At 67.2% G+C, this 13,425-nt stretch carries 15 protein-coding genes; 11 read left to right on the plus strand and 4 right to left on the minus strand.

The window, feature by feature from the left end; translation table 11 throughout:
- Positions 1-135: 135 nt before the first annotated feature.
- The 5 genes from LU699_RS00400 to LU699_RS00420 all read left to right on the plus strand — a co-directional run bounded on the left by LU699_RS00400 (position 136) and on the right by LU699_RS00420 (position 2,728).
- Positions 136-804 (plus strand): class I SAM-dependent methyltransferase, encoded by a 669-nt coding sequence (locus tag LU699_RS00400; protein ID WP_232134976.1) that lies wholly within the window; start codon positions 136-138, stop codon positions 802-804.
- The gene (locus tag LU699_RS00405; protein WP_232134975.1) at positions 801-1,103 is read left to right on the plus strand and encodes a YkgJ family cysteine cluster protein; all 303 of its coding nucleotides are present in this window, start codon (positions 801-803) and stop codon (positions 1,101-1,103) included. The genes LU699_RS00400 and LU699_RS00405 overlap by 4 nt, the downstream gene beginning before the upstream one ends.
- A gap of 13 nt (positions 1,104-1,116) precedes the next feature.
- Positions 1,117-1,362, plus strand: a complete 246-nt coding sequence (locus LU699_RS00410; protein ID WP_232134973.1) for a hypothetical protein — start codon at positions 1,117-1,119, stop codon at positions 1,360-1,362.
- An 80-nt stretch (positions 1,363-1,442) separates the two neighbouring features.
- The gene (locus LU699_RS00415; RefSeq protein ID WP_232134971.1) at positions 1,443-2,243 is read left to right on the plus strand and encodes an SDR family oxidoreductase; all 801 of its coding nucleotides are present in this window, start codon (positions 1,443-1,445) and stop codon (positions 2,241-2,243) included.
- Positions 2,244-2,362: 119 nt separating this feature from the next.
- Complete coding sequence (locus tag LU699_RS00420) at positions 2,363-2,728, plus strand: glycine zipper 2TM domain-containing protein (protein ID WP_232134969.1); 366 nt, start codon at positions 2,363-2,365, stop codon at positions 2,726-2,728.
- A 78-nt stretch (positions 2,729-2,806) separates the two neighbouring features.
- Here LU699_RS00420 and LU699_RS00425 read toward each other — a convergent pair whose 3' ends face one another.
- Positions 2,807-3,343: a DUF2058 domain-containing protein gene (locus LU699_RS00425; protein ID WP_232134967.1), complete on the minus strand. Its 537-nt coding sequence runs from the start codon at positions 3,341-3,343 to the stop codon at positions 2,807-2,809.
- Positions 3,344-3,372: 29 nt separating this feature from the next.
- Here LU699_RS00425 and LU699_RS00430 point away from each other — a divergent pair, with 29 nt between their 5' ends.
- The 4 genes from LU699_RS00430 to LU699_RS00445 all read left to right on the plus strand — a co-directional run bounded on the left by LU699_RS00430 (position 3,373) and on the right by LU699_RS00445 (position 6,841).
- Entirely contained in the window at positions 3,373-3,924 is a 552-nt protein-coding gene (locus tag LU699_RS00430; protein WP_232580442.1) for a M48 metallopeptidase family protein, read from the plus strand.
- Between the two features lie 137 nt (positions 3,925-4,061).
- Positions 4,062-4,661 (plus strand): nitroreductase family protein, encoded by a 600-nt coding sequence (locus LU699_RS00435; protein WP_232134963.1) that lies wholly within the window; start codon positions 4,062-4,064, stop codon positions 4,659-4,661.
- 72 nt (positions 4,662-4,733) lie between these two features.
- Positions 4,734-6,557 (plus strand): DUF885 domain-containing protein, encoded by a 1,824-nt coding sequence (locus tag LU699_RS00440; protein ID WP_232134961.1) that lies wholly within the window; start codon positions 4,734-4,736, stop codon positions 6,555-6,557.
- Positions 6,558-6,598: 41 nt separating this feature from the next.
- On the plus strand, positions 6,599-6,841 hold the full coding sequence (locus LU699_RS00445) for a hypothetical protein (RefSeq protein ID WP_232580443.1): 243 nt from the start codon (positions 6,599-6,601) through the stop codon (positions 6,839-6,841).
- A gap of 95 nt (positions 6,842-6,936) precedes the next feature.
- On the opposite strand, the gene LU699_RS00450 is transcribed toward LU699_RS00445, so the two are convergent.
- Entirely contained in the window at positions 6,937-9,066 is a 2,130-nt protein-coding gene (locus LU699_RS00450) for a M13 family metallopeptidase (RefSeq protein ID WP_232134957.1), read from the minus strand.
- 180 nt (positions 9,067-9,246) lie between these two features.
- Complete coding sequence (locus LU699_RS00455) at positions 9,247-10,314, minus strand: D-hexose-6-phosphate mutarotase (RefSeq protein ID WP_232134955.1); 1,068 nt, start codon at positions 10,312-10,314, stop codon at positions 9,247-9,249.
- 289 nt (positions 10,315-10,603) lie between these two features.
- On the opposite strand from LU699_RS00455, the gene LU699_RS00460 reads away from it, so the two are divergent.
- A complete protein-coding gene (locus LU699_RS00460) occupies positions 10,604-11,608 on the plus strand; it encodes an MBL fold metallo-hydrolase (RefSeq protein WP_232134954.1) in 1,005 nt (334 codons plus the stop codon).
- Between the two features lie 10 nt (positions 11,609-11,618).
- Here LU699_RS00460 and LU699_RS00465 read toward each other — a convergent pair whose 3' ends face one another.
- On the minus strand, positions 11,619-12,533 hold the full coding sequence (locus tag LU699_RS00465) for a LysR family transcriptional regulator (protein WP_232134952.1): 915 nt from the start codon (positions 12,531-12,533) through the stop codon (positions 11,619-11,621).
- A gap of 100 nt (positions 12,534-12,633) precedes the next feature.
- Here LU699_RS00465 and LU699_RS00470 point away from each other — a divergent pair, with 100 nt between their 5' ends.
- The gene (locus tag LU699_RS00470; RefSeq protein ID WP_232134950.1) at positions 12,634-13,335 is read left to right on the plus strand and encodes a pirin family protein; all 702 of its coding nucleotides are present in this window, start codon (positions 12,634-12,636) and stop codon (positions 13,333-13,335) included.
- Positions 13,336-13,425: the final 90 nt, after the last annotated feature.

Here is a 13,425-nt window from a genome sequence, read left to right on the forward strand (position 1 = left end):
GCATAGCCCCCGGGTGCTATGCTCGATCCTCGGGCCGCGCCCGATCCGTGCGCTCCGCGCGACCTGAGCCGTCGCCCGCCTCGCTTTCTCTCCCGCGTGACCGCCCCGTTCGGGGCTCCGCTCACAGGAAGCTTCGTGCCCGGTTACTCCACACGTATCGTGACCGTCCAGGTCGGTGGCCATGCCTACCGCCTGCGCGTGCTCGGCGATCTGCAGCAGTTCGCCGATCCCGACGGCCATGGTGCGGATCTTGGAATTTCGTCGGCGCAGTGGTCGTTGTTCGGCCAATTGTGGCCGTCGGGTCGCCTGCTCGCGCAGACGATGGAGCGCGCAGATGTGGCAGGCAAGCGCATTCTCGAGACCGGCTGCGGCATCGGCTTGTCGAGTCTGGTGCTGCAGCGTCGCGGCGCGATCGTGGTGGCATCTGACATCCATCCGCTGACCGAAGGATTTCTCGCGTACAACGCAGCGCTCAATGCGTTGGACGCGGTGCACTACCGGCAGATGCGCTGGGATATCGAACTCGCCACGCTGGGCCGGTTCGACATGATCATCGCGTCCGACGTGTTGTACGAGCGCGCGCACGCCACGCTTTTGGCCGATGTGGTCGAGCGCTACGCGCAGCCGAGTGCCGAGGTCGTGATCAGCGATCCGGGTCGCGGCAACAGCGCGGCGCTGAGCCGGCTGCTCGACGCGCAGGGCTTCTCGCTGCACGAGTCGCGCGCGGGCATCGACAACGAGGCGGATGCGTTGCCGCGTGGTCGGGTGTTGCATTACCGCCGCGCGATGGGCCGCCTGCAGTGAGCGAGCGTGCCGACTGCGACCGCTGCGATGCCGTGTGTTGCCGCCTGACGGTGGTGCTGCAGCCGGGGGATGTCGTCCCGGAACGTTTCACCGATGTCACCGACGCCGGACTGCCGGTCATGGCGCGTGACGAGGAAGGCTGGTGCGTCGCCATCGACAGCGCCCGCATGTGTTGTTCGATCTACGAAAGCCGTCCTGACGTCTGCCGACGTTTCGTCATGGATGGTCCCTACTGCCGTGACATCCGGGCCGATTACATCGAGCGTGGCAGTCGCGGTATACCGCTGGCGATGTATTGACGGAGTCCACCGGATGTCCCGTACCAAAACCCCGAGTCCCCCGCAGTCCGACACGCGTCACCTGTTCGCAGGCGCGCGTAAGCCCAACGAGCGTGGCGCGTCGCTGACCAGCGACCGCATCGCCGATGATCTGGCCTCGTTCCGCAAGTCGGGCGGCAAGATCGAAGTGCTCGGCAACACGCGCACCCTGACCCGTATCGACGGACCCGCGGTGCCACCGCCGGTCGAAGCCGCACCGCGCAAGCGCCGCGCGAGCTGAATCCGCCGCCGTCGCTTCGACGACGGCGCGACGATCCACGTGTCCTTATCGTGTGGGCCTGACTTCCAGGAGCTGCCCGCATGTCGCTGACGCCGCCGATCCGACCGTTCGATGCGACACCCCTGCTCGATCGCGTGGTGCTGGTCACCGGCGGCGCGCAGGGCATCGGCCGTGGCATCGCGCAGGCCGTGCTCGGCGCTGGCGGACGTGTGGTGATCGGCGATCTCGATCGCGATGCCGGCAAGGCCTGCCTCACGGAATGGGACGTCGGCGAGCGCGCCCGCTTCCTGCCGCTCGACGTGTCGCGTGAGACCTCGGTCCGCGCCTTCATATCGAAAGCGCTTCTAGCCTTCGGGCGTATCGACGGCCTGGTCAACAATGCAGGGCCCGCCGACCCGGTGATCGATGACGTGTCGACGCTGTCGCTGGCCGACTGGCGGCGCTTCATCGACGGTCATCTGACCGGCACCTTTCTGTGCAGCAAACACGCACTGCCCGCGCTGCGCGAGGCACGCGGTGCGATCGTCAACATCGCATCCAGTCGGGTCGTGCAGTCCGAGCCGCATACAGAAGCCTATGCCTCGGCCAAGGGTGGCATCGCCGGATTCACCCATGCACTGGCAATCAGCGAAGGGCCCCGGGTACGCGTCAACGCGATCAGTCCGGGCTGGATCGTCACCGATGACTGGCGCAAGCCGTCAGCGCGTCGAACGCCGAAGCTATCGAAGCGCGATCACGCCCAGCATCCGGCGGGTCGCGCCGGCACGCCTGACGACATCGGCGCGCTCGCGGTGCATCTGCTCTCGGACGCGTCGGGATTCATCACCGGACAGAACCTGGTCGTGGATGGCGGCATGACACGGAAAATGCAGTACGCCTAACGCTGGCGTCACGCTGCACCCCCGGCGCTGAACCGCTATCGAGGCGGCTCGCGTTTTTCACCTGCGATTGCGCACACGACTGCAAGCATGCGGTCCTGTCATCCGCACGGAGAACACCCATGAAGCCGATCCGTACCCTTGTTGTCTTTGGCCTGCTGTCGCTGGCCGGAACGAGTCTCGTCCACGCGCAAAGCTATGGTCCGCAGGACGAAGGACGCCGCTTCAACGACGGCAGCCGTGTGGTCTGCAACGACGTCGAAGTGCGTCGCAACAGCACCGATCCGAATCGCGTTGGCGGCACCGCTGCAGGCGCCGTGATCGGTGGTCTGGTCGGCAACCAGATCGGCAGCGGCAATGGCCGCAAGCTGGCCACGGTCGGCGGCGCGGTCGCAGGTGGCGCGATCGGCCGCAACGTGCAGGGCAACCGTCAGGAAGCGAATGGCAACCGCGTCGTCGAAACCCACTGTGAACGCGTGCGTCGCTGATTCCGGAGCCTTTGTTCCGACAATTCGATCACCCGGACGGGTCGGCCATGTGCCGGCCCGTTCGCGTATGGGCGGGTGTCACCAGACCAGGTCGTCGGGCACGGCGTACGTCGGATCGCCGTAATCGTCATCGCCACCCTGCGCCGGCGCGTCGCTGCCGTGATCGAGCACGATGGCCTGCGGATCGCGTTCGCGCACAAGCGCCACCACCGCGCGTGGCAACAGCACGAAGCTGCTGTCGAGCCGCGCGATCACCAGCGCACCGCTGGCCAGCTGGCGCGCCTGCGCGTCGTCCACGACGATGCTGCGGATGCCGCCGTCGACATCGAATCGATACGCGCGCTCGCCGGTCGACTTGACCTGGTTGTCGACGATCAGCTGACGCGCCTGGCCCCGACGCTCGCGCTCGCGGGCTTCCTCGTTGCGGGCCTGCGCGAGCGCGCGATCGCGCTCGGCCTTCTCCTGACGCAGGCGTTCGGCCTCGCGCTGCGAATCGGTCTTGGCCGTGGGCTGTTTGCCATGGCGCGCCTTCGTCTGCTCACGCGCGATTTCGGCAACCTTGCCCTTCTTGACCAGACCGGCCTTCAACAGCTGTTCCTGCAGCGGATTGCGCATGCCACATCGTCCACGGTGTTCGGACGTCGATGATACCGGCTGCGCGATATCCGCTCCGGCGCTATCGTGCCGCGATGGATCCCCTGCCCAATCTTGCCGGCTATCCGGCCGACGTCCAGATGCGTGTACGTGCGTTGCGCGATGACGGGCGTCTGGGCGACTACCTCGAACGCCGCTATCCCGACCCGCATGCGATCCGCAATGATCGCCAGCTCTACGACTACGTGCAGGCGCTCAAAGACCGGCACCTGCGCCAGTCCACGCCGCTGCACAAGGCGATCTACGACGGCAAGCTGCAGGTGCTCAAGCACGCGCTGGGCACGCATACGACCATCTCGCGCGTGCAAGGCGGACGGCTCAAGGCGAATCGCGAAATCCGCATCGCCAGCGTGTTTCGCGAGGCGCCGGCCCCGTTTCTCGAAATGATCGTCGTGCACGAACTGGCGCATCTGAAGGAAAGCGACCACAACCGCGCCTTCTACAACCTGTGCACGCACATGTCGCCGGACTACCACCAGCTGGAGTTCGATCTGCGGCTGTACCTGATGCACCGGGACACGCCGAACACCATGCAGGGCTGAATCGGGCCTGGAAGGATCGTTGATCCATATGCAACGATCCTTCCCGATCTGCCGGGTCGTTCTATTCGTGATGCATCGCCAGACTTGTGAACAGGCCGCAGCACGCGGCATCGATCCGTCCATCACGAGCCCCAACCATGTCCAACACCTTCATTGCCGCTGCCACCCGCCGCCGCAGCCAGTACGCCCTCGGCAAGTCGCTGCCGCTGTCGCAGTCCGACGCCACCGCGTTGATCCAGGAAGCCGTGCGCCAGGCGCCCTCCTCGTTCAACTCGCAGAGCTCGCGCGCCGTGATCCTGTTCGGCGATGAGAGCCTGAAGTTCTGGGGCTTCGTCGAAGACGCGCTGCGCAAGATCGTGCCGGCCGATGGCTTCGCCGACACCAAGGCCAAGCTCGACAGCTTCGCTGCCGGCGCCGGCACGGTGCTGTTCTACGAGGACACCGCCACGGTGCAGGCGCTGCAGGAGAAGTTCCCGCTCTATGCCGACAACTTCCCGGTTTGGTCCGAGCATGCGAGCGGCATCGCGCAGTACGCCGTGTGGACCGCACTCGCGGAAGCAGACATCGGCGCGAGCCTGCAGCACTACAACCCGCTGCCCGACGCTGCCGTCGCGGCCGAGTGGGATCTTCCGTCGACGTGGCGCCTGCGCGCGCAGATGCCGTTCGGTTCGCACGAAGACGGTTTCGGCGAGAAGACCTTCATCGACGACGCGATCCGGTTCCGCGTCCACGGCTGATCTTCGCCACGCGTTCCGGTCGTCGGCAGGCCCTGCGTAGAATCGCAGGGCCCTGCCTCGTCTGGAGTTCCGATGCGCCTGCCGATCCGTCCCGCGTCTCTCGCGCTTGCGCTCGCCGGCGCCTGCCTGCTCAGCGCATGCGTGCCCGTGCAACGCGGCGAACCGGCTGACGCGCGCGCCAGCGTCGAATCACCGACGCAGGCGTCGATCTTCTTCGAGCGGTTCACCGATGAGTGGATGCGGCGCCAGCCGTCGGCCTCGACTGCGAGCCGCTACTTCGGCGACGCCGAGCAGGCGCGCATGGATCGCGAACTCACCTCGCAGACCCAAGCGTTCCGCGCGGAGACGATCGCGCTCGCGCAGCGCGGCCTGACCGAACTGTCCGCGCTCGACCGTGCGTCGATGGGCGACACCGACCGCGTATCCGCCGCGTTGATGGACTGGCAGCTGCGCAGCCTCATCGAAGGCGACCGCTTCGATGACTACGGCTTTCCTTTGCAGCAGTTCAGCGGCGCCAACGTCAACCTGCCGAACCTGATGACGGTCGTGCATCCGCTGCGCACCGCCGCGGACGCCGACAGCTATCTCGCGCGCCTGTCGCAGTTCGAAGCGCGCATGGACGAGTCCACCGCCCGTGCATCCGAACTCGCGGCGCGCGACGTGCTGCCGCCGCGCTTCATCGTCGAAGCGACGATCGCGCAGATGCGTCGCTTCATCGCCGATGCGCCCGCGCGCAATCCGCTGGTGGCGACGTTCGACACGCGACTGCAGACCGTTGACGCCATCGATGCGTCCGCACGTGCGGCGCTCGTCGACAGGGCGACACAGGTCGTCGAAAGCGGCGTCTATCCCGCATGGTCGCGCGCCATTGCCGAACTCGAACGTCAGCTGCCGCGCACGACCGACGATGCCGGTCTGTGGCGCTTCCCCGATGGCGCGGAGGCCTACGCATTCCAGCTGCGGCGTTTCACGTCGACCGCGTTGAGTGCAGAGGAGATCCATGCGATCGGTCTGCGCGAAGTCGCGCGCATCGAAGCCGAGATGGACACCATCCTGCGTGCCATCGGTCGCACCGACGGCAGCGTGGAAGCGCGACTGAAACAGCTGCGCATCGACCTCGCGTATCCCGACGACGATGCCGGCCGCGCCGCGATCATGGCCGACATCGACACGATGATGCGCGACGCCGAGCGTCGCAGCGATGCACTCTTCGACATCCGTCCGCGCTCGGCGGTGATCGCCCAGCCCTACCCCGAATATCGCTGGGACAGCGCCGCCGCGAGCTATACCGCGCCGCCGCTCGACGGCTCGCGCCCGGGCGTCTACCAGATGCCGTTGCGTAAGGACCGCCTGACCCGCTTCGGCCTGCGCACGCTGGTCTACCACGAGACCGTGCCCGGCCATCACTTCCAGGTCGCGCTGTCGGTCGAGAACACTGCGCTGCCGAAGTTCCGCCAGACCCGCGCGCTCGGCGGCATCTCCGCCTTCAGTGAAGGCTGGGCGCTGTACGCCGAACGTCTCGCCGCAGAGGAAGGCTGGTACGAAGGCGATCCGGAAGGCCGCCTCGGCCAGCTCGACGCCGAACTGTTCCGCGCGCGTCGCCTGGTCGCCGACACCGGCCTGCACGCGATGCGGTGGACCCGCCAGCAGACGATCGACTACGGCATTCCCGCCTCCGAAGTGGACCGCTATGTCGTCATGCCCGGACAGGCGACGTCCTACATGATCGGCCAGCTCGAAATCGTGCGTCTGCGCGACAAGGCCCGCGATGCACTCGGCGACCGCTTCGACCCGCGGGCCTTCCACAACCGCGTGCTGCTGACCGGCGTGGTGCCGCTCGAACTGCTGGAGCGCGAAGTGGATGCCTTCATTGCAGACGCCGCCAGCGCCAGCTAGGCGGCGCCGGGCCACACAGACGAATCATCGGAGTCCACAGCATGAGCACACCGCGCGCCCGACTCTCGGCCCGTACCGACGGCGCCGATTTCCACGTCGTCGAGCGCGCTGAAGGGTTGAGCCCACAGCACCCCCCCTGTCTAGGGGAACACCCTCAAAATCTGTTCTTGTTCTTCATTCCCGTGGAATCGGATGCGCTTCTCCACAGCCAAATGGCTGATCAATCCAGTGCGTTTTCTCTCGATGGCTTGAAAGCCTCTGGATTCCCGCCTTCGCGGGAATGACGATCTTTTGGGCGTCGACATAAGCGACCGCATTACTCCAGCAATAAAAAGGGCCGGGAAATCCCGACCCCTTCTTCAATCATCGATCCGCTGGATCACCAGATGCGGACGCGGTCTTCCGGTGCGATCCACAGTGTGTCCTGCGCGGTGATGTCGAACGCGTCGTACCAGGCGTCGACGTTGCGCAGCGGCGCGAACGCGCGGATGTGGCCCGGCGAATGCGTGCCGTTGACCAGTTGCTGACGCAGCGCATCGTCGCGCCACAAGGTGCGCCACACCTGCGCCCAGCCCATGAACAGACGCTGCTCGCCGCTGAAGCCGTCGAGCTCCGGCGCGGGCTTGCCGTCGAGCGAACGACGGTAGGCTTCGAGCGCGATCGTGATGCCGCCCAGATCGCCGATGTTCTCGCCCATCGCCACCTTGCCGTTGATGTGCATGCCCGGCAGCTGCGGGAATTCATAGGCCTCGTACTGGGCGCCGAGCTTGGCGGCCTGGGCCTCGAACTTCGCCGCGTCTTCGGCCGTCCACCAGTCACGCAGCACGCCTTCACCGTCGGACTTGCGGCCCTGGTCGTCGAAGCCGTGGATGATCTCGTGGCCGATCACGCCGCCGATGGCGCCGTAATTGACCGCCGGATCGGCATCGGGATCGAAGAACGGCGGCTGCAGGATCGCGGCCGGGAACACGATCTCGTTCTTGACCGAGTTGTAGTAGGCGTTGACGGTCTGCGGGGTCATGCCCCACTCGCCCTTGTCGACCTGCTGGCCAAGACGGTTGCGGCGGTAGTCCCACTCGAACGCCATCGAGCGCTCGGCATTGCCGAACACGTCGCCGCGCGCGACCTGCAGGCCGCTGTAGTCACGCCAGGTGTCCGGGTGACCGATCTTCAGGCCAAAGCCTTCCAGCTTCTTGTGCGCCTCGGCCTTGGTCTCGGCGCCCATCCAGTCGAGCTGGTCGAGACGCGCGCCCATCGCCACCTTCACGTTGGCGACCAGCTCGTCCATCTTGGCCTTGGAGTCGGCCGGGAAATACAGCTGCACGTAGTCGCGGCCGATCGCCTCGCCCATCGTGTTCTCGGCGAAGGACACGCCGCGCTTCCAGCGCTCCTGCTCCTCGGGCTGGCCCGACAGGAACTTGTTGCGGAACTCGAAGCGGGCATCGGAGAACGCCTTCGACAGCAGCGGCGAGGCGCTGTCGATGGTGCCGAACGCCTGCCAGGCCTGCAGCGTAGCGATGTCGGTCTCACCGAAGATCGCCGCGAGCTTCGGAATCGCGGTGCTCTGGCGCACGACGGCGCGCGGCGCCTGCGGCACACCGGCCGCGGCAAAATACGTGGCCCACGGGAAGCCCGGTGCGGTGGTCTCGAACGCGGACAGCTCGACCGGGTTGTAGGTCTTGTCACGGTCGCGGCTCTCGGCACGGGTCCAGTGCGCCTCGGCGATCTTGGTCTCCAGCGCGAGGATGGCTTCGGCGTTCTGCTGCGGGTTGTCCCAGCCGCCGAGCTCGAGCATCTGCGCGATGTAGGCCTGGTAGCGCTCGCGCTGCGGCGCGAAGTTCTCGCGCAGGTACATTTCGCGATCGCCGAGGCCGAGGCCCGACTGGCTCATGTACAGCGTGTAGCGATCGGGATCGCGCTGGTCGTCGGACACGCCCAGACCGAAAAAGCTGCGGCCGAAGTCGCCCTGGCTCTCGCCCATCAGGGTCGCGAGCGCCTCACGGCTGTCGGCGGCGCGGATCGCGGCCAGCTTCGGTGCGAGCGGCTTGGCGCCGAGCGCTTCGATCGCCGACTCGTCCATGAAACCGGCATACAGCGCGGCGACCTTGGCCTGGTCGCCGTCGGTCGCGGGATCGCCGGTCGGATAGCCTTCGACCAGCTGGCGTACGCGCGCTTCGGACAGATCGCGCAGCACGAGGAACGCGCCATAGCTCGACTTGTCGGATGGGATCTCGGTGTTCTGGGCCCAGTTGCCGCTGACGTAGCGGAAGAAGTCTTCGCCCGGACGCACGCTGGTGTCCATGCCGGCGGTGTCGATGCCCCAGGTGCCCATGCGCTTGGCGGCGACCGTCGCTTCGGCGCTGCCGCCGGCGGAGGTATCGGCCTGGAACAGCGACTGCAGCTGGCACAGGTCGTCGAGGCAGGCGTGCTCGTGGTCGTGGGCGATGGCGGACGAGGCCGCCATCGTCAGCGCGACGGCCGTGGCCGCGGACAGCAGGGTCTTCTTCAAAGTCGATCTCCGGGAATTCGTTCGGGTCCGGCCGCGCGGTTGCACGCGAAACCGGGCGCCCAGCATACCGGCCCGGGCGTGCACGCCGTCCTGATCCGGACCCAACGAATGGCACTCGCGGTGTTGGAAATCGCGGAAGAAACGCGCGAATTCCGGAAGCCGAGGCGAATGACCGGTGACTCAGTCGCGCGGCAGCACGCGGACACGCTGCGTCAGAACATGCGTCTGACCGGGTGCGAGACGGACGATGTCCGGACCCGCATTCGCCGCTTCGAGGCACAGGAAACCGCGCCAGCTGCCGTCGTTCATGTCGCTGCTGCGTTCCGCTGCGGTCTCGCCCGGATTCCACACCACCAGCGAACGGCTGCCCGAGGTCTCGAGTTCGATGCGGCGGTCGAGACCGGGATCGTCCAGCAGATAGCGCCCGCCGGCATCGGCATAGATGTAATCGCTGCGGCCCGGATCGCGCGCATCGTCCAGCACCCAGTCGCCGGTCTGCGCATGCGCGGCGTAGCCGTCGTTCTTGTCGCGAAAACGCAGCCCGTCGAGTCCTTCGACGCGCACGTTGGCGACATCGGACACGTGGAAATAGCTGTGCAGCGCCTGGGTGAACGCGACGGGCGCGTCGCCGGTATTCGTGGTTTCGAGCGTCTGCTCGAGCGTCTTGCCAATGCGCAGATGCATGCGCAAGTCCAGGCCGAGATCGGCGTAGTGCGGCGGCGCGAGTGTCAGCGACACGCTGCCCTCGGCGTCGCGCGTGGCCTCGACGAGCTGCCAGCGCACCGTGCGCACGAAGCCATGCGAGGGCACATCGTTGCTCTGGCCCTGACGGCCGAAGAACGGCCACACCACCGGCACGCCACCGCGGATCGCAGCCGGCGCATCGGCCAGGCGCGGCGACAGCCACAGCAGGTCCTCGCCACCGGTCGGCACATACGACAGCAGATGCCCGCCATGCAGTGCGATCGCCGCACGCGCGTCGGCGGTTTCGACCAGCACCGCCGGATAGCCGGCGAACGTGCCGATCCGCACGCCATCCACGTCCGGCGCAGCAGTCGCTGTAACCGGCGCGCCGGCAGCGGTGACTTCGTCCGCGTAGCGCGCGGGTGTGGTGAAACGGGTTTCGGTGAAGGCTGCGGATTCGGTCATGGCATCGGTCTTCGGAAGCGTGGTGTTCGGCAGGCCCGCAGCACAGCCGGCGAGCGCGGCAATCAGGCAGGGCAGCGGCAGGCGGATGGCACGGTGCATGGCAGGGCTCGTGGGAAACCGGCGCAGGGTAACGCACGACGCGCGGCCAGCATCGCGGATGCGGCAACACGGTGTGCCGGAATCGACGCGTCGCGTGTCCTCCGCGCGAGCTCAGAACCTGTTCAAGGTCCGTCGCGAGCGCCGCCAGATGGCGCGTGGTGGAGCGCAGGAAGCGCAGCGTACGGGTGGTACGTGAGCATTCCGAGCACCGCACGCGCGCCAGCTGGCAAGCGCAGCAGGACATTGAATAGGTTCTAAGCTGCAGGTCCGGTCACGTCGAGCCACTGCCATGACATTGCGCCCTCTGCTGCTGTTGAGCCTGCTGCTGTCCATCGCCCTGCCCGCCTTCGCGAAGGACGACGCACCGAAGATCACCGTGCTCTACGACGCCTTCGGCGACGACCCCACGCTCGAGAAGGACTGGGGATTCGCTGCGCTGATCGAGGTCGACGGCCAGCGCATCCTGTTCGACACCGGCAATGATGCAGAAACATTCCGTCGCAATGTCGCGGCGAAAGGCGTAGACCTGGCCGATCTCGACATGGTGGTGATGTCGCATCGCCACGCCGACCACATGGCCGGTCTGTCCGTGGTGCTCGAAGCGAATCCCGACGTCGTGATCCACGCGCCGCAGGAAGGTTTCGGCATCTACGGCTCCTCGCTGCCGTCGAGCTTCTACCGCAAGGATGCTGCCCTGCCCGCGCGTATGCGCTACTTCGATGGCGCGCCTCCGGAGACCCTGCAGTTCGGCAGCGCCTGGTCCGGCGCGAAGCTGCAGCCCGTCGCGCAGACCACGGAAATCGCGCCGGGCGTCTGGGCGATCGCAACGGTGTCTGACGTGCCGGGCACACGCGAACTACGCGAGCTGTCGCTGGCCGTGCGCACGCCCGAAGGCCTCTTGTTGGTCGTCGGCTGCTCGCATCCGGGGCTGCCGGTGATCGTCGCCGAAGCGGCGAAGCTCGATCCGGACATCCACCTCGTCATCGGCGGCTTCCACTACGTCAATGCCGATGACGCGGCGATCGCCGGCGTCGTCGAGGCGCTGGCTCCGTACGACATCGACTTCATCGCACCCGGGCATTGCACCGGCGAGGCGACATTCGCCGCCCTGCAGCGCGCTTATGGCGATCGCTATCTCTACGCGGGTCTGGGCGCGACGCTGGTGCTCGACGCCGCCTCGGGTCCTGACCGTCCGCGTGGCGCGGCTGCAGTGTTCGATGATGCGGAGCGGACCGCCTATCGCGCGCTCGCGCTGCGCGGCGACCACGTGCACGACCACAGCGCAGGCCGCTAACGCCGCAGCGTCATTCGCCCGAGGCCCACGGCGCCTGCGCGAGCTTGCGGGCCAGATGGTCGACCAGCGCCTGCACGCGCGCGGGTCGGCCGCGCCCCGGCGGCATGACCACGTGGACCGCAATCTCCGGCGGTTGCCAGCCCGGCAATGCGACTTCGAGCGCGCCGCGGCGCAGCTCGCGCCACACCAGAAACTCCGGCTGCAAGGCGAGCCCGGCGCCGGCCAGCAGCGCCGGCGTCAGGGCTTCGGCGTTGTTCGCGCGCAGCACCGACGGCACACCCACCGAATAGTCACCGTGCCGCGCGTGGTGGAAGCGCCACGCGGCGCCCGAGCGCGCGTAGGCGTAGGTCAGGCCGCGATGCGTGCCCAGATCGCGCGGATGTTTCGGTCGACCGAATCGTTCGAAATACACCGGCGCGCCGACCAGCAGGATGCGCACGCCGCACAGCCGGCGCGCGACGAGGCTGGAATCCTCCAGCGTGCCGATGCGCAGCGCGAGATCGAAGCCGCCGCCGACGATGTCGACGGTCTCGTCGCTGAGCGCGAGTTCGAGGGTCACGTCCGGAAACTTCGCCATGAAGGCCGGCAGCAGCGGCGCGACATGGGCGACGCCGAACGACATCGGCGCGGCCATGCGCACGTGGCCACGCGGACTGACCGCCTGCGCGGTCACGGACGCCTCGACCGCTTCGCCCTCGGTCAGCAGACGGCTCGCACGGTCGACGGCGTCCTCGCCTGCCGCGGTCAAGGTCATCCGGCGCGAGGTGCGATGCAGCAGCGGCGTGCCGATGCGCTTCTCCAGCCGGGCAATCGCTTTCGACACCGTCGGCTGGGTGATGCCCAGCGCCTCGGCGGTCGAGGCGAACGAGCCGAGCTCCGCGACGCGCGCGAAGATCGCCCAGGCTTCGAGATCGGGAAGCTTCATGGCGTCATAAATGGAATGGATGGTGTTCCATTCTTTCCGTTCCCCACATGGGACGCAAGGCGTAACGTGGCGCCATTCCCGACACATATTGGAGAACGACATGATCGAACGCCGCCCATTCGACACACTTGGCGCCGCCAACCACGGCTGGCTCGATGCGCACCACCACTTCTCGTTCGCCAGCTATCACGAGCCGGCGCGCATGGGTTGGGGCGCGTTGCGCGTCTGGAACGACGACCTGATCGCACCGCGTACCGGTTTTCCGCCGCATTCGCATTCCGACATGGAGATCATCACCTACGTCCGCGAGGGGGCGATCAGCCACAAGGACAATCTCGGCAACGCCGGCCGCACCACCGCCGGCGATGTGCAGGTGATGAGCGCGGGCACCGGCATCCAGCATGCCGAATACAACATGGAAGGCGAGCAGACCCGGATCTTCCAGATCTGGATCATTCCCGATGCGCCCGGTGGCGCACCGGCCTGGGGCACCAAGCCGTTCCCGAAGGACGGGCGCAGCGGTGATTTCATCGCACTCGCCAGCGGTTTCGACGGCGATGACGATGCGCTGCCGATCCGCGCCGCGGCGCGCGTCCTCGGCGCAACGCTCAAGGCCGGCGACACCGCCGAGTACACGTTTGCAGATGGACGTCTCGGCTATCTGGTGCCGGCCTCGGGCGCGGTCGAGATCAACGGCACGCGCATCGATACACGTGATGGCGCGGCGATCCGCGACGAGGCGGTCATCCGCGTGACTGCGCTGGAAGACGCGGAACTGGTGCTGGTCGACACCGCGCGGTAATCGCGTCCATCCGCCTTCATCGCGCTTCGCTGGAAGCGCTTCGCACTCGCCCGCCGATGCTGCACGCGCAGCATCGGCGGCGTGTGTATG

This window comes from Luteimonas fraxinea, assembly GCF_021233355.1.
Taxonomy (GTDB): domain Bacteria; phylum Pseudomonadota; class Gammaproteobacteria; order Xanthomonadales; family Xanthomonadaceae; genus Luteimonas; species Luteimonas fraxinea.